This is a genomic window from Sphingomonas sp. PAMC 26605 (genome assembly GCF_000241485.1).
Classification (GTDB): Bacteria; Pseudomonadota; Alphaproteobacteria; order Sphingomonadales; family Sphingomonadaceae; genus Sphingomonas.
Map to the genome: position 1 here is coordinate 1,601,110 of NZ_JH584241.1, position 25,659 is coordinate 1,626,768.

A 25,659-nucleotide genomic window follows, 5' to 3' on the forward strand; every position below is an offset into this window, starting at 1 on the left:
AAGCAGCTCGTCGCGCAGCGAGCCGTTGAAGCTCTCGTTATAGCCGTTCTCCCATGGCGAGCCCGGCGCGATGTACAGCGTCTTCACGCCGACCTGACCGAGCCATTTTTGGACCGCGGTAGCGATGAACTCGCTGCCATTGTCCGACCTTATATGTGCGGGCGGGCCCCGGGCGATAAACAGCTCAGCAAGCGCCGCCAGCACGTCTTCGTGTTTCAACTGACGTGCGACGATTAGCGCGAGGCACTCGCGGCTGGCCTCGTCGATGATCGTGAGGATCCGGAACTTGCGCCCGTCGTGCGTTCGCGCTTCGACAAAGTCGTACGCCCAGACATGCCCCGGATACTCCGGCCGCAGCCGGATGCACGAGCCATCGTTCAACCACAGCCGGCCACGCTTGGGTTGCTTCTGTGGCACCTTCAGCCCCTCACGCCGCCAGATGCGCTCGACACGCTTGTGATTCACTGACCACCCAGCGGCATGTAACAGCGCAGTCACCCGACGATAGCCGTAGCGCCCATATTGCCCGGCCAGCACGATGATGTCCTCGGTCAGAGCCTGTTCGTCGTCTGCCCCGCACGGCACTTTACGCTGCGTCGATCGGTGCTGCCCGAGCACGCGGCACACCCGCCGCTCGGATACATCCAGCACATCCTTTACCTGGTCGATGCAGCGCCGGCGCCGCGCGGGGCTCAGAAGTTTCCCCGTGCCGCCTCCTGTAGGATCAGTTTGTCCAGTGTCAGGTCGGAGATCGCACGCCGAAGCCGCAGGTTCTCCTTCTCCAGATCCTTCATGCGCCGAGCCTGATCTGTCTTCAGCCCACCATATTCCTTGCGCCAGCGGTAATAGGTCTGCTCGCTGACCGCGATCCGCCGACATGCCTCGGCGGTCGTCCCGCCCTGGCCCAGCACGATTTCAACTTCACGCAGCTTCCCGATGATTTCCTCGGGCTTGTGCTTCTTGGCAGGCATTCGTCGTCCCTTCCTTGATCCAGACTCTCATAGTCGATGGACCACTCAGAAGGGGGCAGCTCAATCACGCGCGGCGAATATCTGAACTTCTTGAATCGGGAGGCGCTAGAGGATGGCAACATCAATCCGGTGCTTCTTGATCGGGTCACGAAACGCGAAGTCGCAGCGGGCCGAATGGACCCCGACGACGAACACGCCAGCTTCGCAGCGGCGGGCGCGGCGGTGCTAGGCGATAGCGCCGAACTGACTGCCCACGCTTGCAGGAACGGCAACTACTTCTTCTATGGCATGGGCGCGGCGGGCATCCTCGCGTTCGTGATGGCGCGGATGAACGTTTCGCCACTTTGGTTGATCGCGATCGGCCTTCTAATCGGTTGGTATTTTAACGAACGCGAGCGGAAGCGGATCAAAGCCGAAGTCGCCGCGCGACGGGCATAGGAACGAAGTATGTTCGGACGCACGAAGCCAAAGCTAGTTGAAGAAACGCCGTTCGCCGGCTGGCGCGAAAAGGACGTTCGCTATCTTGCCGACAGCTTTGCGAATGAACACGCGCGTCTATCTTTCGAGATAAGTGGAATTCGTCATTCGACACGGTTCAAGGGTGACGACTTCGCATCTCTCATTCGCATCTCGCGCTCCGAACACGACTTGTATAATAAGCACGCATTGGCGTTCGAAGATCGCCCCGCCAACGAAGACAGCCATTCGTTAGCAGTTCACGAATATGAACTTGTCGGCTTCACGCCGTATCCGCGCGCTAGAATGCGCTGCCAATTCGGCGTTGGAAAGCTTGACGAAATCAAAGACGGCAACTTAGGCTCGCTATCGGTAACGGGCGAAAAAATCGGGACAGAAACCGACGCATACCAACCGATCATCGAAGCGCATTTCAACGTTCAAACTGTAGAACAGGAAATCGACCTTCGTCGCACCATGCAAGCCGCGCTCGCGAGCCGTGGGAGCGCATTCATCAACTTCATGCTCTATCCGATCGACAACGCGGACGAATGGGCAATGCGCATGATGACGGATGCTTATTCGCCAAGCGTCAAAATCAAAGGTGCTTACGTGACGACAAACGTCGGGCGCGACCCGTTCGAATAAGCGAAGTTCGTGCCGGGCAGTTAGCGGCAAACATTCGGCGGATCGGGGGCACGTCGAACGCGAACATGTTGGGACGATCGGATATGAAGGGTTTGAGCAGCACGCTTTCGGACCGCCAGGCGCTGTGGGCCTTCTTGCTCGGCTGCCTGGCCGTCACCGCGGGTGTGTGTGCCCATTTGCCGATGTTCGCGATGGCGCGGGCGATGCACTACCGTCTGGCCGGTATGCCGATGGACACGCCGATGCTGCTCGGCATGGCGCTGATCGTCGCTGGAACGCTGCTTGCCGGCTATGGCCTGTTGCCCCGCAATCTGGCAGCGCAGCGCGCTTCCGCGGCCGATATCGTCGTCGCTGCGCCGGAGGACGCCCCGCTGGGGCTAGCGCATTGGGGCCTGATGGCGGTGCTGGTCGTGGCGCTGGTGATCGACGTGATGAAGCCGGCCTCGCTCGGCTTCACCGTGCCCGGCATGATCAGCGAATATGGCGTGCCCAAGCAAACCGTTTCGCTGGTGCCCTTCTTCGCGCTGGCGGGCACCGTGACGGGATCAGTGCTTTGGGGCTGGATCGCGGATGTGTACGGGCGCAAGGCGTCGATACTGCTGTCTGCCGTGATGTTCGTCGGGACCTCGATCTGTGGCGCCATGCCCTCGCTCGCCTGGAACATCGCGATGTGTTTCATGATGGGCGCTGCGGCGGGGGGCATGCTGCCGGTAACGTACGCGCTGCTCGCCGAGATGATGCCGAGCCGCCACCGCGGCTGGAGCTTGGTACTCGTCGGCGGACTGGGCGCGGTCGGCGGCTATTTCGCGGCCACCGGCCTGTCGGCGGTCCTGCAACCGATATTCGGTTGGCGGATCCTATGGTTAGCGAATTTGCCATCGGGGCTGCTGCTCGTCGCGCTCGGCGCACTAATCCCGGAGTCGGCCAAGTTCCTGCTCGCGCGCGGCCGGGTCGAGGAAGCGGAGCGGGTCATGCGCCGTTTCGGAGCAACGGCGCATCGTGCAAGCGGGGCGGGGATCGCGCAGCAGCGCGGCTCGCAAGCGCTGAGTGGGCTCCACTTGTACGGCAAACTGGCCGCCCTCAGTATCTGCGCGCTGTCCTGGGGCCTGATAAACTTCGGTCTGCTCCTGTGGTTGCCGGCCGATCTCGTGGCCAAGGGCTATTCGGTCGGCCTGTCCAGCCGGCTTCTTGCCGAAAGCGCATTGATCGCTTTCCCGACGGTGTTCGTCGCGGCGCTGCTGTACAGTCGATGGAGCACCAAATGGTCGCTGGCCGCGATGATTGCCGTTACGCTAGCTGGTCTGCTCTTGGTCCTGCGGCTCGAAGTCGCCGGCACGGGCAGTCCGGTCCTTCCGGTCGCGTTGCTGATCGTCGGCACGAACGGCATCATCGCGACTGTGCTGCCCTATACCGCCGAAAGCTTCCCGCTGGCGGTGCGCGGCCGGGCAACGGGCTGGGTTGCCGCCTGCACCAAGGGCGGCGGGCTGCTGGCCCAGGGCCTGACCATCTCTGGGATAACGCTCTCGATGGGCGTGTCGGCTCTGCTGGTGATGATCCCGACCGCAATCTCGTTCGGCCTGGTGGCCTGGTTCGGTCGCGAAACGCGAGGGCGCGACCTGCGCGATCTCGACGTCGATTCCGCCCAGCCCGAACAAGCGGCAGCATAGGCACTGTCCGCAAGCTGTGCAGCATGGGAGCGGCGTTCAATCGCGTAAATGCACCTCGTTGGTACAAATTGGCTGCGATGAACGAATGACCGGTTGTGGCAAACGGCACGACGCTTCTGAAGGTCCGCAATAGGGTCCTCGAAGACTTGGCCGCGGAATTGACGAGCGACCCGTCAGCGCGGACGTCCATTCGAGCGTTGCACCTCGTGGAGAGATAGCAGTGACTGCATCAATTCGTCGTCGGCGCTCGACATCACCCCCAGCACTTCCGCCTCGTCGCAGCCCTCGGCGGCAAGATACGCATGGCCCATGCTCGAATCGATATAGATCGACTGACCCACTTCGAGCGTGACCGGATCGTAGAATTCGGTCGTCACGATCACGCGCCCGCTCAGGACATAGATATATTCCTCGCCGGCGTGATGAACGAGCGCACCGAACTGCTGCTCGGTCTTGGCGCGGATCTTGGTGATGACAGGAATCATCCGCTTCCGCCGCAGCTCGGTGCAGAGATAGTAATAATCGTAGTTCGGCGTCTCGACGCGCACCGCATTTTCCAGACTCCCAAGGCTGCGGCGCGCGGTCACCGGCGCGGGGGCCTCCTCGCCCTGCTCGGCGAACAGTTCGGACATGCGCAGGCCGAGCCGCTGGCTCAGTTGGTAGAGCTTGTCATAGGTCAGCGTCAGCCGGTCATGCTCGACCTTGGACAGCGTCGACACGGGGATCCCGCTCTTCGCGCTCATCTCCTTTAGCGTCCAGCCTTCGCGGCTGCGCAGATTGCGCAGCAAGGCGCCGAGCGTCGGGGCGGCGGCGGATGACATAATGAGACCTCTCAGCTTGACGAATTTTCCGATTGGGATAGCATGATCCTAATCGGAGCGACTGATACAAGTGTATTGGTTCGGTTTGGCGGGAGCAATCCCGTGCGCTCGGTCCCGCAGAGGAGCACGTGATGAGGTTCTGGAACACTCGCCTGATCGGGGGCTTGCTGCTGCTCGCGGGCGCAACGGTTGCGCAAGGCGCGCCGAAACCTGCAACGCCGGCCACCAGCCTTGCGCCCGCGGTCGGTCCCGCGCGTGCGCCCGTCGCGCCCGCTCCGGTGCCGAATGGCGTGATCGGCGCGCACGACCTTACCAAGGCCGATCTCGACACATGGCTCGACGGCTATCTCCCCTACGCCCTGCGCGCGGCGGATATTCCGGGCGCGGTCGTCACCGTCGTCAAGGACGGCAAGATCCTGACGGCGCGCGGCTTCGGCTATGCCGACGTCGCCAAGCGCACGCCGGTCGATCCGCAACATACGCTGTTCCGCATCGGCTCGGTTTCCAAGCTCTTCACCTGGACCGCGACGATGCAGTTGGTCGAGCAGCACAAGCTCGATCTCGATGCCGACGTGAACAGCTATCTCGATTTCAAGATCCCGCCGCGCGACGGCAAGCCCGTCACGCTGCGCCAGTTGATGACGCATACCGGCGGGTTCGAGGAAGTGGCCAAGGGCGTCATCACCTACGATGCCAAGCGCTACATGCCGCTCGAGCAATATCTCAAGCGCTGGACGCCGCACCGCATCTTTGCGGCGGGCACGACGCCGGCCTATTCGAACTGGGGCACGACACTCGCCGCCTACATCGTGCAGCGCGTCTCGCATGAAGAGTTCAACGCCTATCTCGAGCGCCACATCTTCGCGCCGCTCGCGATGCACGATGCGAGCTTCCGCCAGCCGCTGCCGGCGCATTTCGCCGCGAACCTTGCGACGGGCTATTTCCCGGCGGGAACGCGCAAGGGGTTCGAATATGTCACGCCGGCGCCCGCCGGTGCCGGCTCGGTCAGCGGTGTAGACATGGCGCGCTTCATGCTCGCGCATCTCCAGCACGGCACGCTCGACGGACAGCGCATCCTGTCGCCACAGACGGCCGACCTGATGCACGACAGCCCGCTCGACAAGGTCGATCCGCGCTCGCTGATCCCGCCGCTCGACCGGATGGAGCTCGGCTTCTTCGAGACCAACATCAACGGGCGCGAAGTGATCGGCCATCTCGGCGATATCGAGGCGTTCCACACCTCGCTGCATCTGTTCATGAAAGAAGGCGTCGGCTTCTACGTCTCTTTCAACAGCCCGGGCAAGGACGGCGCGGTGCAGGATCTGCGCATGAGCATGTTCCAGGATTTCGCCGACCGCTATTTCCCCAATATCGCACCGGCCGACGGGCGCGTCGACGCCAAGACGGCGGCGGAGCACGCACGGATGATGACCGGCAGCTGGATCGCCAGCCGGCGCGCAAACTCGTCGTTCCTCGGGGCGCTGTACTGGATGTCCGGGCAGACGCAGATCTCGGTCGGCCCGCAGGGGGAACTGATCGTGCCGAACATCGTCAATGGCGGCGGGCGACCGCGCGAATGGGTCGAGATCGCGCCCTTCGTGTGGCGCGATGCATACGGCCATGACCGGCTCGGCGCGCAGGTCGTCGACGGCAAGGTCGTGCGCTGGAGCTACGAATTCGCGTCGCCGTTCGAGATGTTCGACCGCGTGCCGACCGCCTATCTCAGCAGCTGGCTGTTGCCGGCGCTGGGTGTGAGCCTTGCGATCCTGTTGCTGACGTTCCTGCAATGGCCGGCCGCGGCGCTGGTCCGTCGGACCTATCAGGCGCGCCATCCGCTCGAGGGCGCCGCGCTGCGCGCGAGCCGCGCGGTGCGGTTGATGGCAGGGCTTGCAGCGGCGCTGTTGATCGCCTGGGCGGTCACGATGATCAGCGCGCTGAGCTCGCCCGACTCGCTGGCCGGAGGGCTCGACGGCGTCTTCTGGTTCTTCCAGATCGCCGGGGTGGTCGTGCTGTTCGGCCTGCCTGTCATCGCTGGCTGGAACCTGTGGATGACGTGGCGCGATGGCCGGAGCTGGACGCGCAGGGTCTGGGCGCTGCTGATCCTGCTGGCGGCGCTGCTGATCCTGTACTTCGCGCTGACCTTCAATCTGCTCGCGCTGACGGTCAATTTCTGATGGCCAGGATGACGCTCGAGGTCTCGACGCAGACGCTGCAGCTGGCCGAGCCGTTCCGCATCTCGGGCTATGTGTTCGAGACATGGGACGTGGTGTCGGTCACGCTGCGCAACGGCGCTGATGTCGGGCGCGGCGAAGGCGGCGGCGCCTATTATCTCGGCGACGACGTGCCGCACATGCTCGCCGCGATCGAGGCGGCACGCCCCGCGATCGAGCGCGGCATATCACGCGAGGCGTTGCGCGCGCTGATGCCGGCGGGCGGCGGGCGCAACGCGGTCGATTGCGCGCTGTGGGAGCTGGAGGCGATGCGCGCCGGGGTGGCGGTCTGGCAATTGGCCGGGCTTGCCGAACCCAGGCCAGTGCGCACCACCTTCACGCTCGGCGCCGACACGCCCGAAGCGATGGCGGACAAGGCGCGCAGCTATCGCCAAGCGCGCTCGATCAAGATGAAGCTGACCGGCGATCTCGCGCTCGACCTTGCGCGGGTCGCGGCGGTGCGGGCGGCGCGGGGTGCCGTATGGCTCGGGGTCGATGGCAATCAGGGCTTCGCACTGGCCGATCTCGACCGGCTGATCGCCGGGCTGGTGGCGCATGACGTCTCGCTGCTGGAACAGCCGCTGCCGCGCGGACGCGAGGCCGATCTCGACCAGGTCAAATCTCCGATCCCGATTGCCGGCGACGAGAGCCTGTTGACGCTCGCCGACATTGCCGGCGCGGTCGGGCGTTTCGACGTGGTCAACATCAAGCTCGACAAGAGCGGCGGGCTGACCGAGGGGCTGGCGATGGCGGCAGAGGCGCGTCGGCTCGGGCTCGGCGTGATGGTTGGCTGCATGGTCGGCACCAGTCTCGCGATGGCGCCGGCGTTCCTGCTGGGCCAGGTCTGCGATCTGGTCGATCTCGACGGGGCGACCTTCCTCGCCGAGGATGTTGCGCCAGGCGTCACCTATGACAATGGCGACATCTGGGCCGGGCCCGAGCTGTGGGGGTCGCGCGCAGCCGTGCCCGCGTGACCGCATTGGCCGGCGAGCGGACCTGGTTCGGCCAGCCACGTGGGCTGACCGTGTTGTTCCTCACCAATATGTGGGAGCAATTCTCCTATTACGGCATGCGCGCGCTGTTGGTCTATTACATGACCAAGCAGCTGCTGCTCCCGCAGGGCAATGCGTCCTTCATCTACGGCGCCTATACGTCGTGCGCCTATTTCACCCCGATTATCGGCGGCGTGATCGCCGATCGCCTGCTCGGCAAGAAGCGCGCGATCATCATCGGCGCGAGCACGATGGCGGCGGGCCATTTCATGATGGCGTTCGACGGGCTGTTCTACGTCGCGCTGGCGACGATCGCGCTCGGCAACGGGCTGTTCCTGCCGAGCCTGCCGAGCCAGGTCGGCGATCTCTACCGCCCCGATGATCCGCGGCGCGGCTGGGCGTACAATGTCTATTATGTCGGCATCAATATCGGCGGTTTCCTGGCACCCCTGATCTGCGGAACGGTGGGGGAAGTGTACGGCTGGCATTACGGCTTCGGCCTTGCCGGATTCGGCATGCTCGCCGGGCTGCTCATCTATCTGTCGGGCCAGCGCCATCTGCCGCCGGAACGGCCGATCGAGCGCGCAGTTCAGCGTCCCGGCGCGCGCCGCTTCGACCGGCGGACGGTAGTGCTGCTGATCGCGATCGGCGTGGCGGTGACGCTGTTCCGCGCCGCCTATGAGCAGGTCGGCAACACCGTCGCGCTTTGGGCGGACAGCGGCGTGGATCGCGCGGCGCTGGGTCGGGTCATTCCGATGACCTGGTTCCAGTCGCTCAACCCGCTGTTCGTGATGCTGATGACGCCGCCGCTGCTCGCCTATTGGCGGCGGCGCGCGGCGGCGGGGCATGACCAGCCGGCGGCGCGGCGGATGGCGCTCGGCGCGACGATCGTCGCGCTCGCCTATCTCCTGCTCGCCGGCATCGCCTGGGCTGGGGCGGGGCAGCAGTCGAGCTGGGTGTGGCTGGCACTGTTCTTCGGGATCTTCACCTTCGGCGAACTGTTCATCCTGCCGACTGGCCTCGGCCTGTTCGCGCGGCTCGCACCGCCCAACCTCGGCGCGACGACGGTGGCGGCCTGGTTCCTCATCACCTTTACCGGCAGCCTCAGCGCCGGGCTGGTCGGGATCCTGTGGAGCCGAGTCGATCATCCCGTCTTCTTCGGCTTGCTGGCAGTCCTGGCGGGAGCGGCGGCGGGGCTGCTGCGGCTGTTGGACGCGCCGACCAGGCAGGTCGAAGCGGCGCAAGAACGTTCATCCGAATTGGGTTGACAATTCTCCGATCAGGACATTAGCTTCCTGTTACGAGAGCGTGACACCGCGTCAGCGTCACGACCATCGCGGGACCGAGCCCGTCCAAAGGGGGGCGGCGCCATCTGGAGATCACCGATGACCATCCGCACCGCTTTCCTGCTGTCCTCCGCGCTGGCGGGGCTGGTCGCCGCCGTGCCGGCCACCGCGCAAAGCGCCCCCGAAAACGCCCCTGCCTCGTCCCAGGCGGTTACCCCCGGCGCGAGCAACTCGGACAGCGACATCATCGTCACCGCGCAGAAGCGCACCCAGACGCTGATCGACGTGCCGCAGTCGATTACCGTCGTCTCGGGCGCGGCGCTCGAGCGGCAGCAGGCGACCAGCTTCCAGGACTATCTCAACCTCGTCCCCGGCCTGCAGCTCGACCAGAGCACGCCGGGGGCCGGCCGCCTGATCCTGCGCGGCCTCAACACCGGCGGCGTCGCCTCGACCGTCGCGGTCTATGTCGACGAGACGCCGTTCGGATCGTCGAGCGCGCTGGTCAACGGCGGCGTGCTCGCGGGCGATTTCGACACGTTCGACATCGCGCGGGTCGAGGTGCTGCGCGGCCCGCAGGGGACGCTGTACGGCGCGAGTTCGCTCGGCGGCCTGCTCAAGTTCGTCAGCAATACGCCCGACACGACCAAGGTCGAAGGACGCGTTCGTGCCGGGATCGAGACGACCGACGGCGGCGATCTGTCCTATCATGGCAATGCGCTGATCAACCTGCCGCTCGGCGATACGCTCGCGCTGCGCGCGTCGGGCTTCTACAACAAGGTCGGCGGCTGGATCGATTCGATCGGCACCTCGGCGGTCGACGGGGTCGGATCGACCCAGACGGCCGATGTCGCCAAGAACATCAACGGCTCGAAATCCTATGGCGGGCGCGCCTCGCTGCTGTTCAAGCCGAGCGACACCTTCGATCTGCGCCTCACCGCGCACATCCAGAACATTCGCGCGGACGCGCCGTCGATCGTCGAGAGCGATCCCGACACGCTGCAGACGCTGTACGGCCGCGAGACGCAGTCGCAATTCGCCAATCAGTTCACCAACATCGATTACCGGCTGTATAACGGGCTGCTCAATTACGATTTCGGCTTTGCCAAGCTAACTGCGTCGAGCAGCTATTCGACGCAGAACCAGACGTTCCGGCAGGACGCGACCTTCAACCTCAGCGGCCTCGTCACTGCAGCGCTCGGCGCGCCGGCCAACGATTTCGTGCTCGACCAGCAGACCAACGACCGCCGCTTTACCGAGGAGGTACGGCTCGCCTCGGGCAAGAGCGATCTGCTCGAATGGCTCGTCGGCGGCTACTACACCAACGAGAAAGGCCTGGTCTCGCAGAACTTCGCTGCGTTCACGCCGAACACCACGACGCCGATCGCCTTCCCGTTCGTCCTCGGCCAGGTGACGATCCGGTCGAAATATGAGGAATATGCGGGCTTTGCCAATGCGACGCTGCATCTCGGCCGGCGCTTCGATTTGGATTTCGGCGGTCGCTACAGCCACAACGATCAGACCGCCAGCCAGGGCGCCGACGGCGTTTTGGCGGGCAACGTGCCCGTCAACAGCAACCTCCGGTCCTCCGATAATGTCTTCACCTATTCGATCGCGCCGAAGTTCAAGATCAGCGACCGCGCCTCGATCTATGCGCGGGTCGCGCGCGGCTATCGCCCTGGCGGCCCCAACGTCATCTCGCCGACCGCGCCCGCCGATACGCCGACGTCGTTCGCTCCCGACACCGTCACCAGCTACGAAGTCGGCTTCAAGGGCGAGACCGCCGATCACAGCTTCGCGCTCGATATCGCCGGCTATCATATCGACTGGAACAACATCCAGCTGCTGACGGTCGTCAACGGCTTCGGCATCAACATCAACGGCAGCAGCGCGGTCAGCGACGGCGGGGAAGTCACCGCGACGTTCCGGCCCACGCGCGGCTTCGTCACCTCGATCAACGGTGCCTATACCCGCGCGCGGCTGACCGGGGACGCGCCACCGCTGACCGGCGGATTGAAGGGCGACCGGTTGCCGTTCACGCCGCCCTACAGCGTTTCGGTCAATTCAGACTATAATTGGGATGCCGGTAGCGCGAAGCCGTATGTCGGTGGGTCGCTGCGCTTCCTGTCGAAGCAGAACGGCAATTTCGATGCGGATTATCGCGCGGCCACCGGGCGCCAGCGCACGGTCCCCTCTTATGTCGTGGTCGATCTGCGCGCGGGCGTGGATTTCGGCCGCTTCGGGCTCGAGCTGTTCGCGCGCAACCTGACCAATGACGAGGGCAAGACTTCGACCGGACCGACCACCGCCAACGGCCTGCCGCTCAACCCCAACGGGGCGATCGCTACGGGCGTCATCCGGCCGCGCACCGTCGGCGCAGCGATCACGGCGTCGTTCTGAGCGATATGCCGCTGTCCACCGCTGATACGCTCGACCGCGCGGCACCCGCCGCGCCGTCCGCCGCCGCTTTACCTGGACCCTATCTGCTGTTTCTCGGCGATACGATCGAACCGGGCTATGCCAAGACTGCCTTCGGGCTGCGCGACTGGGCGCGCGAGCGGTGCATCGGTGAGCTGACGCTCCCCGGCGCCGCGGTGACGACCGGCCTGCCCGCCCTCGCGCCGGCCGCGGCGCATGCGCAGGGCGCCCGCGCACTGCTGATCGGCGTCGCCACGCCGGGGGGGAGCATCCCGGCGAACTGGATCCCGACGCTGCTCGCCGCGCTCGAGGCGGGGCTCGACCTCGTTTCGGGCATGCATGCCCGGCTTACCGACATCCCATCGCTGCGTAGCGCCGCCGAACGGCTGGGCCGGCGGCTGGTCGATGTCCGCACGCCGCCGGCAAACATCGGCGTTGCCACGGGAAAGCCGAGATCCGGCCGGCGCGTGCTGACGGTCGGCACCGACTGCGCGCTCGGCAAGAAATATACCGCGCTCGCGATCGCGCGCGGGCTCACCGCGCGCGGGCGCGACGCGACCTTCCGCGCGACGGGCCAGACCGGCATCATGATCGCCGGGAGCGGTATTCCGATCGATGCGGTGGTCGCCGATTTCGTCGCGGGCGCGGCCGAGATGCTGAGTCCGGCGGCAGCGGCGGGGCATATCGACGTGATCGAGGGCCAGGGCTCGCTATTCCATCCGGCCTATGCGCCGGTGTCGCTCGGCCTGCTCCACGGCAGCCAGCCCGATCTGTTCGTCGTGTGCCACGAGCCCGGGCGGACGCGCGTGCTCGGCAGTCCCGATTTCGCGCTGCCGTCGATCGACGCGGTGATCGCGCAGACGGTCGCGCTGGGGCGGCTTACCAATCCTGCTATTGCCTGTGCCGGGGTCAGCCTCAATACCGCGCGCATGACCCAGCACGACGCCGACCATCTGATCGCCGAGACCGCGCAGCAGCTCGGCCTGCCGGTCGCCGATCCGATGCGCGGCGGCGCGGCGTTCGAGCGGTTGCTGGACGCCTGCGCGGCATGACCGCCCCGGCGGCCGCGCAGCACACGCCGCCGAGCCGGTTCAAGCGCCTGATCCTGCCCGGCCTCGCCTTCAAGGCCGTGGTGATCGGCGGCGGCTATGCCACCGGCCGCGAGATCGCCGAGTTCTTCCTGCCCGCCGGGCCATGGGGCGGGCTGGCGGCGATGGCGCTGGCGACGCTCATCTGGAGCACGGTGTGCATCGCGACCTTCCTGTTCGCCCGGGCGACCGGCGCGCAGGAGTATCGCAGCTTCTTCAAGGCGCTGCTCGGGCGCGGCTGGATCGCGTTCGAGGTCGCCTATGCACTGTTCGTCGTGCTGATCCTCGCGGTGTTCGGCGCCGCCGCCGGGGCGATCGGGACGGCGACGCTCGGCACGCCGCCGATCCTCGGCACGCTCGCGCTGATGGTCGGAATCGCCGGGTTCGCGGCGTTCGGCAATGCCGCGGTGGAGCGGCTGTTCGCCTATGTCTCGATCCTGCTCTACGGCGTCTATGCGCTGTTCCTCGTCTTCGCGCTGACCAGCTTTGGCGATCGCATCGCCGCCGCCTTTGCCGTTTCGCCGGCACCCGCGGGCGGCTGGGCGCTCGGCGGCATCACCTATGCCGGCTACAATATCGTCGGTGCCGTCATCATCCTGCCCGTCACGCGGCATCTGACGAGCAACCGCGACGCGGTCGTCGCGGGCGCGATCGCCGGGCCGCTCGCGATGCTGCCTGCGGTGCTGTTCTTCACCTGCATGACCGCGTTCATGCCGGCGATCGCGGGCGCGATCCTCCCCTCTGATTACATGTTGGTGCGGCTCGGCCAGCCGGCCTTTCACCTGCTGTTCCAGGGGATGATCTTCGCCGCCTTGCTCGAAAGCGGCACCGGCGCGGTCCATGCGATCAACCAGCGCATCGCCAGCGTCTGGGAGCGCCGCCACGGGGTGGCGCCGGGCCGCCTGATGCGCGGTGCGACCGCGCTTGCGCTGCTGCTCGTCTGCATGCTGCTCGCCGAGCGCGTCGGGCTCGTCGCGCTGATCGCGAGCGGCTACCGCCTGCTGGCTTATGTGCTGATCGCGATCTACGTCGTGCCGCTGCTGAGCTATGGGCTATGGCGTCCGAGACACCTGGTCCTGGCGCACGGAGACTTTGCATGAAGCGCCTCTGGATGCTCGCCGCGCTCGTCACCACAGGCCCGGCGCTGGCCGCGCCGCCCGAGGGGCTCGATGCCCGGATCGAGGCGATCCGGCGCGAGTCGGGCTCGCCCGGCATGGCGGTCGCGATCGTCGAGAACGGCAAGGTCGTGCTCGCGCGAGGGTATGGCGTGCGCAAGCTCGGCGCGCCCGAGAAGGTCGATGCCGGCACCACCTTCATGATCGGCTCGACCACCAAGGCGATGACCGTCGCGGCGCTCGCCACGCTGGTCGATGCCGGCAAGCTCGATTGGGACGACAAGGTGATCGACCGGCTGCCGGGCTTCCAGATGTACGACCCCTGGGTCACACGCGAGATGACGGTCAAGGATCTGTTGGCCCATCGCAGCGGACTTGGGCTCGGCGCGGGCGACCTGCTCTACATCCCGCGCGGCAGCTATTCGCGCGCCGAGGTCGTCCGCCGGCTGCGCTACATCAAGCCGACGACGAGCTTCCGCTCGGGCTATGCCTATGACAATGTGCTCTACATCGTCGCGGGTCAGCTGATCGAGGCGGTGAGCGGGCAAAGCTGGGAGGAGTATATGCGTGAGCATGTCTTTTGCCCGGCCGGCATGACCGACGCCGCGACCGACGACGCGCACCGCTTCGCACGTATCAATCGCGCGTATCCGCATGCGCGGGTCGGCGGAGCGGTGCGTGGTGTCGGCGCGCAGCGTCTGCTCGACGAACACGACCAGCTCGGCCGCGCGTCCGCCCCCGCGGGGCTCGTCGCGCTCAGCGCCAACGACATGGCGCGCTGGCTGCAGATCCAGCTCGCCCACGGCGCGGTCCCCGGCGGGGCGCGGCTGTTCAGCGAAGCCTCGTCCAAGACGATGTGGACCCCGGTCACGCCCGAGCCGATCGAGCCCGTACCCGCGATCCTGGCCGGGACCGAGGAGACGTTCTCCAATTATGCGCTCGGCTGGGAGGTGCGCGACTATCATGGCGCCAAGATCATCTGGCATTCGGGCGCACTGTTCGGCTTCACCTCGATCGTCGCTTTGATCCCCGAAAAGAACGTCGGCTTCGCGATCGAGCTCAACAGCGAGGAGATCGCGCCACGCTTCGGGCTGATGTACGAGCTGCTCGATCATTATCTCGGCCTGCCCGCGGAGGATTGGCCGAAGCGGTTCGACACCTATCGGCGCGACCGCATCGCCGCGGCGCAATCCGTCGTGCAGCAAAAGGCCGCGACGCCCGCCAAGGTCGGCCCGTCGCTGCCGCTCGACGGCTTCGCCGGCACCTATCGCGACAGCTGGTATGGCGACGTGACGATCGCGCGCGGTGCGAGCGGTCTGACGGTCGACTTCCGCCCGACGCCGGGAATGACGGGGCATCTCGAACACTATCAATACGACACCTTTATCGCGCACTTCGACGACAAGGGAATCGAGCCGGCTTACATGACCTTCGGTCTCGATGCGCAGGGGCATGTCGAGCGGATCACGCTGAAGCCGGTGTCGCCGATCGCGGACTTCAGTTTCGACTATCAGGATCTGCTGTTCGCGCCGGTCGCGGCGGTCAAATGAGGAAGGGTGTCGGGACGATGCGTACGGGCAGAACGGCAGCAGCTGCGATCGGGGCAGCCATGCTGGCGCTGGCCGCCCCCGCTTCCGCGCAGGATTACACCGCGCGCGTCACCCGCGTGCTGAAGGCGACGCCGTTGATCGACGGGCATAACGACTGGGCCGAGGCGTTGCGCGAACGCGAGGGCGATGCGCGCTGGACACTCGATCTGACGCATGGGCTCGACGCCAAGCCGGTGCCGTACAACACCGACATCGCGCGGCTGCGCAAGGGGATGGTCGGCGGACAATTCTGGTCGGTCTGGGTCGATGCCGATTTGCCGGGCCCCGAGCAGGTCAAGCAGACGCTCGAACAGATCGACCTCGTCCACCAGATTGTCGCGCGCTATCCCACGACCTTCGCGCTCGCCCGCACCGCCGCCGACGTGCGCCGCATCCACAAGGCCGGGCGGATCGCCTCGCTGATCGGCGTCGAGGGCGGCGGGCAGATCGACGGCAGTCTGGCGGTGCTGCGGACCTATCACGATCTCGGCGCGGGATATCTCACGCTGACGCACGTCAAGACGATCGCCTGGGCGGACTCGGCGACCGACAACCCGCGGCACGATGGGCTGACGCCGTTCGGCGAAAGCGTCGTGCGCGAACTCAACCGGCTCGGCATGCTGGTCGATCTGTCGCACGTCAGCGAAGCGACGATGGTGGACGCGATCCGCGTGTCGAAAGCGCCGGTGATCTTCTCGCATTCGAGCGCGCGCGCGCTCGACGATCATCCGCGCGACGTGTCGGACGCCGTGCTCAAGCTGCTGCCCGCCAATGGCGGCGTGGTGATGGTCAATTTCGCGCCGATCTACATCTCCGACGCCTATCGCCGCTGGTCGGCCGAGCAGGATGCCGAACGGACGCGCCTCAACGCGCCGCCCTATGGCGGGCTGTATGTCGGCCAGCCAGACAAGGCTGCGGCAGCGCTGGCGCAGTGGCAGAAGGCGCACCCCAAGCCGCGCGTGACGCTGTCGGACGTCGCCGATCACATCGAGCACATCGCCATGACCGCGGGAATCGATCACGTCGGGATCGGTTCCGATTTCGACGGCGTCGACAACAGCCTGCCCGAAGGGCTCGGCAATGTCGGCGCCTATCCCAGCCTGCTTGCTGAGTTGATGCGGCGCGGCTGGAGCGATGCCGACATCGCCAAGCTGGCGGGTGGCAACATCCTGCGCGTCATGGCAGCGGCCGAGCAGGTAGCAGCCACACCCGCTCAGGCGCCGACCAAGACGCGCTAGCTGCGCTGGCAGGATGCCACAGTGCTGGTGGCCAAGCTCAACCGGGCACAGCGCGGATGGGCCAACTCCTTCTCGGTTGGAATCACGAGCAAGGCGTACCACGAGATCGACAGCTGCACAGCGGTGCGGCTGCGTCTGTGCTTCGACGCAAGCACGGAAAAGCCGGATGGAGGGCGGGAGCCTGTCTACCCCAGCACCTCTACGAGCAATCCGCGCGGCGCGGACTGCGTCGATCAGGTTACCCATCGTGAGGTTGACGTCGATGCGGTGCAGCCCCCAGCCGGGAAGGCGTCGTCCGTTGATCACTACGCAGGGTCGGTGACCGACGCGCCGGCGCCGATCGCCACGCCGCCCTCGGCAACGATCTCGGCGGCGACGGTGTCGGCTGCGTCGGCCGACACGTCGTTGACGACGACGTGTGCGCCATGCCGCGCGAGATAGCCCGCGGGTTTGCGTCCGAGCCCGCCGCCTGCACCCGTGACGATCGCGACCCGGTTCTGCAACGCGATCAATTCTCTCCTCGATTTTCCTCTGATTAAACGCAGATCAATTCCCTCTCAAGAGAGCTAATGAAATGGGCGGGTGCGCAGGGTGGTCTGCGGTGTCAGGTGCAGATTGCGAGGAAACCGCCGGCCATGAACTTGGCCATATGCTCCTTGATCGCGAGGAAATCGTCCGACCGGCTGATCCCGCCCGACAATTTGTCGATCCGGCCGGTCCGCGCCAGCGTCAGCATGAGCGAGCCGGTTACGAAGTGATAGCCCCAGAAAATCTTGCGGTCGTCGCAGTCGGGAAGCGCGCGCTTGAGCAAATCGATCAGCCGCAGCACGACCGGATCGAAATGCGTGTCCATCAACTCGGCACCCCATTCGGGCGTGTTGGCGACCTGTGCGCCGAGCTTGGCATAGTTTCGCCAGCCCTCGCCGCCGTCGATATACAGATCGAGGTCGGTATCGAGAAAGGCGTGGAGCGCGCCTTCGACCGTTGGTTTGCCCTCACAGGCGGTCTCGTAATCGGCCAGCGCCTTCATGCGACGCTCGCTCGTCACCACGGCGCGGCGCGAGAATACGGCGTCGAACAAAGCCTTCTTGTCGGCGAAATAATAATTGAGCAGCGTGTGATGCACGCCGACGCGCTTGGCGACTTCTTTGAGCGTCACGCCGTACAGGCCGTGCTGCGAAAAAAGCTCTTCCGCCGTGTCGAGGATCAGCTCCATCGTCTCGGCGCGCTGTTCGGCTCTGCGCGGTCGCCGTACCGGTTTCGTCTCTTCACTCACCACCTAGTCCTTTCAGCCCCGGCGGCTATCGTCAAGGCGCGATCGATCATTCACAAGCGTGTGAGTGAGAGTTGACACGGGGCGGTGTCCCCCACATCATGGCGCCAACGAAAAGACGCACGCCGACGGAGAGGGTGGCATGGATATTCCGGCAGCGGACGTGCGCGTCCGACCGAGCAGTACGACCACGGCCGCTGCGCGGCGGCGCGCCATCGTCCTCGTCACGCTGACCTTCGTCTACGTCCTGAACTTCCTCGACCGCCAGTTGCTCGGCATCCTCGCCAAGCCGATCCAGGATTCGCTGCACATCACCGATGGCCAGCTCGGGCTGATCGGCGGATTGTATTTCGCGTTCTTCTATTGCTTCATCGCCATCCCCGTCGGCTGGTTCGCCGACCGGACAAATCGCGTGACGGTGGTATCGCTGGCGTGCGCGATCTGGAGCGGCGCGACGATCGCGTGCGGCCTGGCGGCGACCTTCCCGCAACTCGTGATCGCGCGGATGACGGTCGGGTTCGGCGAGGCGGGCGGGGTGCCGCCCTCCTATGCGATCATCACCGACACCTTTCCGCCGGGCCAGCGCGGCACCGCGCTCAGCATCTACAATCTCGGTCCGCCGATCGGCGCGGCGATCGGCATCGCGTTTGGCGCGTCGATCGCAGCGGCGTTCGACTGGCGCTACGCCTTCATTGCGATCGGTGTGGTGGGGGTCGTCACCGCGGTCGCTGTGCGCCTGCTGATCCGCGAGCCGGCACGCGGCGGCCTCGACGATGCCGCGCGAACGCGCCCCGCCGACACCGTCGCCTTCTGGCCGACGCTCGGCATGTTCTTCACCAATCCGGTGCTCATGCTCGCGTCGGTCGGCAGTGGCGTGACGCAATTCGTCACCTATGGCCTCGGCAATTTCGCGGTGCTGTTCCTGATCCGCGAGAAGGGCATGACGCTCAACGAGATCGCTTTGTGGTACGCGATCGCGGTGGCGGTCGGCATGGGGGGCGGGATGCTCGCCTCGGGCCGGATCATCGACCGGCTGCTCAAGCGCTCGCGCCTCGTCTATGCGCTCGGGCCCGCGGTGTCGCTGGCGATCGCCTTGCCCTTTTATGTCGCCTTCGTCTGGGCGCCGACCTGGCCGCTGGCGCTGGTGCTGCTCACGGTCGTCATGCTGCTCAATTACTTCTACCTCTCGGCCTCGGTCGCGTTGGTGCAGGAGGAAGTGCGACCCGATCAGCGTGTGCTGTCGGGCGCGCTGCTGCTGCTGGTGATGAACTTCATCGGCCTCGGCCTCGGGCCGACCTATGTCGGTGCGGCGAGCGATTATTTCGCCCGGCACGGCTCGGCGCATTCGCTGCAGGTCGCGCTGTATACGCTGTCGCCGGCGTACCTCGTCGCCATCGCTCTGTTCCTCTGGCTCGCCCGAGTGCTGCGCGCGCAGGGCCGCATCGCTGGAAAGGCCGCCTGATGAAATCGCTCGCCGCTCTGCTCTGCGTCCTCGCCCTCGCTGGCGCGCTACCCGCGGCGGCGCAGAGCGATGCCCCGCCCGTTGTCGCCGCTCCGTCCGGCAGCGTCCAGGGCGAAACAAAGGGCGATCTTCACGTCTTCAAAGGCATCCCCTATGCGCGGCCACCGGTGGGCGCTTTACGATGGCGCCCGACCGTTCCGCTGCCGCGCTGGCCCGGGGTGCGGCCTGCGACCGCGTTCGGCGCGGCGTGCGTCCAGCCGCAAGGGGGCAAGACCGTCTCGGTCTATACCGGCGATCCGATGCCGGTGAGCGAGGATTGCCTCACGCTCAACATCTGGGCGCCCGCCAATGCGAAGACTGCGCCGGTGTTCCTGTGGATCCACGGCGGCGCGCTGGTCACCGGATCGAGCCGCGAGCCGGCCTATGACGGTGCGAAACTCGCCGAGCGCGGCGTGATCGTCGTGTCGATCAACTACCGGCTCGGCGTGCTCGGTTATCTCGCGCATCCGGGCCTCAGCGCCGAATCGCCGCAGCACGTCTCGGGCAATTACGGCCTGCTCGACCAGATCGCCGCGCTGCATTGGGTGAAGGCCAATATCGGCGCGTTCGGGGGCGATGCGTCCAAGGTCACGATCGCGGGTGAATCGGCCGGCGGACTCAGCGTGATGTATCTGATGACCTCGCCGCTCGCGCATGGGCTGTTTGCCCAGGCGATCGTCGAGAGCGGCTATATGATCTCGATGCCCGAACTGCGGAGGAGCGTGTACGGTGCCCCGTCGGGCGAGGCGGCGGGGCAGATGCTGGCCGGCGGATTGCAGGCGGCCGATATCGGCGCACTGCGCGGAATGGATGCACAGGCGCTAACCAACGCCGCCGCCGGGATGGGGTATGGCCCGTGGGGGACGGTCGATGGCGTCGTGCTGACCGAGCAGATGGTCGATTCGTTCGGCAAGGGGCATCAGGCGCCGGTGCCGTTGCTGGTCGGCTTCAACCAAGGCGAGATCCGCTCGCTACGCATCCTCGCCCCCAAGCCCCCGGCGAACGCCGCCGAGTATGAGAAGGGTATCCGCGATCGCTATGGCGACCTCGCCGACGCCTTTCTGCGGCTCTATCCGGCGGCCGACTTCAAGGAGAGTATCCTCGCCACGACGCGCGACGCCCTCTACGGTTGGACCGCCGAACGGATGGCGCTGAAGCAGACCGCGATCGGGCAGAACGCGTATCTCTATCTGTTCGACCATGGCTATCCGGCGATGGACGATGCCGGGCTGCACGCCTTTCATGCAAGCGAACTGCCGTTCGTGTTCGGCACGTATGACCGCACCACCGCGCATTGGCCGCGCATCCCCGACACCGCGGGCGAACATGCGCTGTCAGACGCGATGGCTGACTATTGGGCGAGCTTCACCCGCGATGGCGTGCCGACCGCGACGAAGGCGCCGGCGTGGCCGGCTTATGGAACCGCGGCCGCCTATCTGCACTTCACCGACGCGCCGCATCCGGAGACGAAGCTGTTTCCGGGGATGTATGCGTTCAACGAGACGGTGATGTGCCGCAAGCAGGCGACGGGCAAGATCGGCTGGAACTGGAATGTCGGCCTCGCCGCGCCGAAGCTGCCGGCGGCCGGAGCGGGGTGCGAATAGGACGGGGAGGCCCGTGCCGCATATCCGGCAAGCGAGCGGTTGGATGACGGTGGCCCCGGTATGGCGCCGGGCTGCCGGGAAGTGTCGGCCTCACCGCGCCACTTTTTGCACCGCGATCCGGCCCGCGGCGAAGTCCGCGCTCAACCGCACCTTGTCGATCTTGCCCGTTGCGGCCAGCGGCATCGCGGTCACTTCGGCGACCTGATCCGGAATCCAGAACTCGGCGACCTTCCCGCGGAGGAGGTCGAGCAGCACGCGCGCGCCGGTCTCGCCATCGCCATGCGTCTCGACCACCAGGACGGGGCGCTCGCCCCAGCGCGGGTCGGGCCGCGCAATCACCGCGACGTGGCGGACCGAGGGGTGCATGCCGACCACCGCCTCGATCTCATTGGGGTTGATCCACTCGCCGCCTGATTTGATCAGATCCTTCGCACGGCCGCCGATCGTCAGATTGCCGTCCGCGTCGATCGTCGCGAGATCGCCCGTGTCGAAATAGCCCTCCTCATCGAGCGCATCCGACTCCGCCTGGAAGTAGCGGTCGAGCACGCTGGGTCCGCGCACCTTCAGATAGCCGAGCGTGTCGCGCTGGTCGGGCAGGGTGACACCCAATGCGTCGGTCAGCTTGAGATCGACACCGAGCGGCGGCCGCCCCGATGACGCGCGGCTCTGCCCGGTTGGGTAGGGTGGCGACAGCGTGCCGGTCGGCGACAATTCGGTCATTCCCCAGCTCGTCTGGACGTGGACACCGAGCCGTTCTTCCATCCGCTCGAGCAGCGCTTCGGGACAGCTCGATCCGCCAATCAAAATGCGTTGCAGATCGGGCAGCGCATCGCCGGTGCGGTCGAGGTGATCGACCAGGCCGAGCCAAACCGTCTGCACGCCGACCGCGACGGTGACGCGCTCGTCGCGCATCACGCGCGCGAGGCTGGCCCCGTCGAGCAAACGGCCGGGCAGGACGAGCTTGGTGCCCGCGCCCGGTGCGGAAAAGGGCAGGCCCCAACCGTTGGCGTGGAACATCGGCACCCCGAGCAGCAGCACGTCGCGCGCGGTCAGCGCCATCGTATCCGCCTGCAACGCACGCAGCGTGTGGAGATAGTTTGAGCGGTGGGTATAGACCACGCCCTTGGGCGGCCCGGTCGTGCCCGACGTGTAGCATAGCCCGGCGGCGACGTGCTCGTCGAAGTCGCCCCACACGGTTTCGGCGCCATGCTCTGCGAGCAGCGCCTCATAATCCCACACGCGTACGTCAAGCGCCGCGCCGTCGGGTGCAGGCGCGTCGATGACCACGACGTGCCTGATCGTCGGACAGTCAGCGATCAACGCGCGCACTAGCGGCAACAGATCGACCGCGACGAACAGCACGCGGTCCTGCGCCTCGTTGATCATCGTCACGAGATGCGCCGACGTAAGCCGCGGATTGAGTGTATGGCAGACGAGCCCGACGCCCATCGCGGCGTAATAGGCTTCGAGGTGATGCTGCGTGTTCCACGCCAGCGTGGCGACGCGGTCGCCGAACTCGAGGCCGAGCGCCTGTAGCGCACCCGACATGCGGTTGCTGCGCGTCCGCAAGGCGGCATAGCCGATGCGCCGCGAGACCGCGCCGCCATCGGCTTCGACCACTTCACGCACTCCGAACCATTTCGCGGCATGATCCAGGAATTTGTCGACTGTCAGTCCGTAGCTTTGCATGGCGCTTTCGAATGTTGCGGTCAGGGGAAAGGCGCCGGTCGCGTCAAACACACCCGGCGCATTCCGATCAGAAGATTTTAAGCACCTTGAGGCCGTATTGGCGCGGCGGACCGGCGAAATTAAGTCCGCTCGACAGCGCCCCGACGTAGTGCTGATCGGTGAGGTTGGTGCCATAGGCGGTCACGGTCCAGCTCTTGTGCTGCCACGCGAGCTGCGCCGTCAGCACGTTGCGATCGCCCAGCCGGTCGCCCTGCGCCGCATTCTCGAACAGCGTCGCCCATTGCGACCCGACATGCCCGAAATTGGCGCGCGGGGTGATCTTGTCGCCGCTCGTCCCGATCTCGAGATCGTATTGCGCGCCGACATTGAAGGTGAAATTGGGCGCATAGGTCTGCCGCCGTCCACCCAGGCTGATGCAGGTCGTGCTGACCGGGCCCGACGAGGGCTGACACGGCAACGGCAAGCCGGTCAGCGGATTGACCGCCGCCGGCAAGCGCGGATCGACGGCATAGAATTGGCCAAGTTCGCTGTGCAGCGCGCTGATACCGCCATCGATCGACAAATGGCCGAAATGCGCATCGGCTTCCGCCTCGAACCCGTAAATCTTGGTCGTGTTCGGGACGTTCAGTTCGATCCCGAACGTCGGAAACGCCGGATACCCGATGATCACCTGGAAATTCTTATAGCTGTTGTAGAAGCCGGTGAGCGTCGTGTGGACCTTGCCGCGGGCGAAATTGCTCTTCAATCCCGCCTCGTAGGACGTGATCGTCTCCGGCTTGAACGGATCGAGCGTGTCGGTGTTGATCGGCACGTTCAGCCCGCCGGGACGGAAACCGGTCGCGACGAAGCCGTACAGATACTGAGTCTCGCTGACTTTCCAGCCGAGCGAAACCTTGTAGGAAAAGTTGTCGGTCTTCGCGCTTTGGTCGTCGCGAATATAGGTGCCGAATTGCAGGACGTCGGTCCGGTTGGTCGTCTTGCTCGACGTATAGCGACCGCCGGCTTCGATCTTCAGGTTCGGCGTGATGGCGTAGCCCAACTGCCCGAACACCGCGAGCGAGTGCGTCGGGTTGATGCCCTGCAGTTTGTACTGAAACGCCGGATTGTTGAGCGGCACCGCTAGATCGATCAAGAACTGATACGGCGCCGGGAAGTGATAGTCGTTCCACACGCCGAACGCGCCGGCCAGCCAGGTGAAGCGGCCGCTGTCGGGTGATATCAGATTGAATTCCTGCGTGATCTGACGCTCGTCGACGCTGTCGTAGAAGCTCGTACTGCCGCTCGCGCTGCCGTCCAAATCGGCGCGGTACATCGTATTGGCCTGCTGATAGCTCGAAATCGAGCGGAGCTTCACCCCGCTGTCAAAGGCATATTCGAGCTTCAGGATCGATCGGACGAACTTGTCGCGCGCCGCCGCAGGCGTGTTCTGCGTGATGTCGAACAGGTCGCGATAGGCGGGGTTGGGCGTGCTCGTACCCGGCAGAAACTTGACGTTGCTCGCAATCGGGCTTGCCGGATACGCGCCGAAATCGAGATAGCCGAGGTCGGTCTTCGACAGGATCGAGAAATTCTCGGTCGGTTTCCACAGGAAGCTGATCCGCCCGGCAATCTCGCGCAGATCGTTGTTGCCATCGTTGTAGCGTGCGCCGGTTGGCCCGGTGATAGTGTAATAGCCGTCGCGACGCTCGCCATAAAAGGCGACACGCGCCGCGAAGGTGTCGCTGATCGGGATGTTGATCGCACCCTGGCCGCCGGCATCGTTGTAATTGCCGTAATTGACGTTGAAATAGCCATGCGTCCCGCCACCGATGATCGGGTCGTTGGTGTTGACGAACACCGCGCCGCCCGTCGCATTCTGCCCGACGATGGTGCCCTGCGGCCCGCGCAGCACCTGGATATTGCCGATATCGTAATAGGGCTCGCCCTGGACATAGCCCGGAAAGGTCGGAACGCCGTCGCGGTAGACGATCACTCCGGTGGTCGTCTGCGTGTTGTGCTCGGCCTTGCCGATGCCGCGGACGTTGAAATTGTTGCCTTGGCCGAAATTGTTGACGGTGACGCTGGGCACCGCGAACTGCAGCGCATCGACGTTGACCACGCCCTTGTTCGCCAGATCGGTGCCCGAGAGCACCGAGGCGGCGACCGGCGTCTGGCTCAACTTGTCCTGCCGGCGCAAGGCGGTGACGACGATGTCGGGGCCGGCGTCGGTGGTCGCGGTGTCGCCGCTGGCAGGATCGGGCGTCGCGGGGTTGGGGGTCGTCTGCGCCTGCGCGGTGGCGCAAGTGGTGAAAGCCAGCACCGAGGCGCTCAGCAAAAGTCCGCGAATGTCCATAACCCCTCCATCCTCCTCCAAGCGTTCTGCGACGCGTGTGGGTGATGGAATGCGGCAAATTTGGCCCGAACGCAACACTCATTATCTACAGAGTGAGCGAAAGCGGAGGCTCGGAACCGTTGCGTTCGGACATTGCCGGCCGGGATCACGTAATGGCGTTCTCTCGCCGCACGAGCAGCGCTATCGGAAGGCCGAAGCCGAAAATGTGGGTCAGCGCTGCGGGAACGAAGGGCATCGGGCTCACCCCGGGCGGTGTCACGAAGGCGGTATGGGGCAGGAGTGGACCTACCTGACCTTCATTCTGTTGGCGCGAGGGGAGGGGGCTGGGTACGATCGTCCGACATCGAGGCGCAAATCCGGGGCATCTCACAACGCATGCTGACCGTGACCCTGCGCAATCTCGAACGCGACGGCATGGTTCGGCGACAAGTGCATGCTGAGGTGCCCCCACGTGTTGAATATGCCCTCACCCTGCTGGCACTGTCGATGCTGCCCGCGCTGTCTAAGCTCACGGGATGGATCGATACGCACTGGGACGAGATCGATGGCGCGCGCGTGCGCTACGATCTCAAACGATAATAAACAATAGAGCGGTACGCGGCGGCGGCATGGAAGAGGCGCGTATTTACAGAACTCTTTATTAGCCTCACGCGCCTTAGTTAGGTCGTGAACCCATAAACGGGCCGGATGCGATCTCGATCTGCCCCCCGCTTAGGTGAACGCCCTAGGAATGTCGCGAACCTCCAGACATCACGGGAGGTAGT

General features: G+C 65.5%; 19 protein-coding genes and 1 pseudogene. 14 read left to right on the forward strand and 6 right to left on the reverse strand.

Annotated features, from left to right (window positions below; translation table 11 throughout):
• Positions 1-971: pseudogene (locus RH90_RS22545) on the reverse strand (IS3 family transposase); the annotation flags it as partial.
• 36 nt (positions 972-1,007) lie between these two features.
• Here RH90_RS22545 and RH90_RS07490 point away from each other — a divergent pair.
• Genes RH90_RS07490 through RH90_RS07500 form a run of 3 tightly spaced genes read left to right on the forward strand, consistent with a single transcriptional unit; the run spans position 1,008 to position 3,742 of the window.
• On the forward strand, positions 1,008-1,409 hold the full coding sequence (locus RH90_RS07490) for a hypothetical protein (protein ID WP_010184855.1): 402 nt from the start codon (positions 1,008-1,010) through the stop codon (positions 1,407-1,409).
• A 9-nt stretch (positions 1,410-1,418) separates the two neighbouring features.
• The gene (locus RH90_RS07495) at positions 1,419-2,075 is read left to right on the forward strand and encodes a hypothetical protein (protein ID WP_010184856.1); all 657 of its coding nucleotides are present in this window, start codon (positions 1,419-1,421) and stop codon (positions 2,073-2,075) included.
• On the forward strand, positions 1,979-3,742 hold the full coding sequence (locus RH90_RS07500) for an MFS transporter (RefSeq protein WP_232280326.1): 1,764 nt from the start codon (positions 1,979-1,981) through the stop codon (positions 3,740-3,742). Before RH90_RS07495 ends, RH90_RS07500 begins: the two co-directional genes overlap by 97 nt.
• 173 nt (positions 3,743-3,915) lie before the next feature.
• Here RH90_RS07500 and RH90_RS07505 read toward each other — a convergent pair whose 3' ends face one another.
• On the reverse strand, positions 3,916-4,563 hold the full coding sequence (locus RH90_RS07505; RefSeq protein WP_010184859.1) for a helix-turn-helix domain-containing protein: 648 nt from the start codon (positions 4,561-4,563) through the stop codon (positions 3,916-3,918).
• A 131-nt stretch (positions 4,564-4,694) separates the two neighbouring features.
• On the opposite strand from RH90_RS07505, the gene RH90_RS07510 reads away from it, so the two are divergent.
• From RH90_RS07510 to RH90_RS07545, 8 genes are all read left to right on the forward strand, one after another.
• Complete coding sequence (locus RH90_RS07510) at positions 4,695-6,737, forward strand: serine hydrolase domain-containing protein (protein WP_010184861.1); 2,043 nt, start codon at positions 4,695-4,697, stop codon at positions 6,735-6,737.
• Entirely contained in the window at positions 6,737-7,747 is a 1,011-nt protein-coding gene (locus tag RH90_RS07515) for a dipeptide epimerase (RefSeq protein WP_010184862.1), read from the forward strand. Before RH90_RS07510 ends, RH90_RS07515 begins: the two co-directional genes overlap by 1 nt.
• Positions 7,744-9,033: a peptide MFS transporter gene (locus tag RH90_RS07520; RefSeq protein ID WP_037493202.1), complete on the forward strand. Its 1,290-nt coding sequence runs from the start codon at positions 7,744-7,746 to the stop codon at positions 9,031-9,033. The genes RH90_RS07515 and RH90_RS07520 overlap by 4 nt, the downstream gene beginning before the upstream one ends.
• Positions 9,034-9,150: 117 nt before the next feature.
• A complete protein-coding gene (locus RH90_RS07525) occupies positions 9,151-11,448 on the forward strand; it encodes a TonB-dependent receptor (protein ID WP_010184864.1) in 2,298 nt (765 codons plus the stop codon).
• A 5-nt stretch (positions 11,449-11,453) separates the two neighbouring features.
• Positions 11,454-12,518 carry a DUF1611 domain-containing protein gene (locus RH90_RS07530; RefSeq protein WP_010184865.1) on the forward strand — a complete coding sequence of 355 codons (1,065 nt, stop codon included), beginning with the start codon at positions 11,454-11,456 and terminating at the stop codon, positions 12,516-12,518.
• Positions 12,515-13,654, forward strand: coding sequence for a YkvI family membrane protein (locus RH90_RS07535; protein WP_010184866.1), 1,140 nt, complete (start codon positions 12,515-12,517; stop codon positions 13,652-13,654). The genes RH90_RS07530 and RH90_RS07535 overlap by 4 nt, the downstream gene beginning before the upstream one ends.
• Positions 13,651-15,219, forward strand: a complete 1,569-nt coding sequence (locus tag RH90_RS07540; RefSeq protein ID WP_010184867.1) for a serine hydrolase — start codon at positions 13,651-13,653, stop codon at positions 15,217-15,219. Before RH90_RS07535 ends, RH90_RS07540 begins: the two co-directional genes overlap by 4 nt.
• A gap of 17 nt (positions 15,220-15,236) precedes the next feature.
• Positions 15,237-16,496, forward strand: coding sequence for a dipeptidase (locus RH90_RS07545; RefSeq protein ID WP_029625123.1), 1,260 nt, complete (start codon positions 15,237-15,239; stop codon positions 16,494-16,496).
• Positions 16,497-16,801: 305 nt separating this feature from the next.
• On the opposite strand, the gene RH90_RS07550 is transcribed toward RH90_RS07545, so the two are convergent.
• Both RH90_RS07550 and RH90_RS07555 read right to left on the reverse strand, forming a co-directional pair.
• Entirely contained in the window at positions 16,802-17,008 is a 207-nt protein-coding gene (locus RH90_RS07550) for an SDR family NAD(P)-dependent oxidoreductase (protein WP_010184870.1), read from the reverse strand.
• A 92-nt stretch (positions 17,009-17,100) separates the two neighbouring features.
• Positions 17,101-17,772, reverse strand: a complete 672-nt coding sequence (locus RH90_RS07555) for a TetR/AcrR family transcriptional regulator (RefSeq protein ID WP_029625124.1) — start codon at positions 17,770-17,772, stop codon at positions 17,101-17,103.
• Between the two features lie 139 nt (positions 17,773-17,911).
• On the opposite strand from RH90_RS07555, the gene RH90_RS07560 reads away from it, so the two are divergent.
• Together RH90_RS07560 and RH90_RS07565 are read left to right on the forward strand one after the other, a co-directional pair.
• Positions 17,912-19,231: a spinster family MFS transporter gene (locus RH90_RS07560; RefSeq protein ID WP_010184873.1), complete on the forward strand. Its 1,320-nt coding sequence runs from the start codon at positions 17,912-17,914 to the stop codon at positions 19,229-19,231.
• Positions 19,231-20,874, forward strand: coding sequence for a carboxylesterase/lipase family protein (locus RH90_RS07565; protein WP_010184874.1), 1,644 nt, complete (start codon positions 19,231-19,233; stop codon positions 20,872-20,874). The genes RH90_RS07560 and RH90_RS07565 overlap by 1 nt, the downstream gene beginning before the upstream one ends.
• A 90-nt stretch (positions 20,875-20,964) precedes the next feature.
• Here RH90_RS07565 and RH90_RS07570 read toward each other — a convergent pair whose 3' ends face one another.
• Together RH90_RS07570 and RH90_RS07575 are read right to left on the reverse strand one after the other, a co-directional pair.
• Complete coding sequence (locus tag RH90_RS07570; protein WP_037493203.1) at positions 20,965-22,563, reverse strand: AMP-binding protein; 1,599 nt, start codon at positions 22,561-22,563, stop codon at positions 20,965-20,967.
• A 67-nt stretch (positions 22,564-22,630) separates the two neighbouring features.
• Positions 22,631-24,895, reverse strand: coding sequence for a TonB-dependent receptor (locus RH90_RS07575; RefSeq protein WP_010184876.1), 2,265 nt, complete (start codon positions 24,893-24,895; stop codon positions 22,631-22,633).
• Between the two features lie 375 nt (positions 24,896-25,270).
• Here RH90_RS07575 and RH90_RS24215 point away from each other — a divergent pair, with 375 nt between their 5' ends.
• Positions 25,271-25,474 carry a winged helix-turn-helix transcriptional regulator gene (locus RH90_RS24215; RefSeq protein ID WP_010184878.1) on the forward strand — a complete coding sequence of 68 codons (204 nt, stop codon included), beginning with the start codon at positions 25,271-25,273 and terminating at the stop codon, positions 25,472-25,474.
• Positions 25,475-25,659 lie beyond the last annotated feature (185 nt).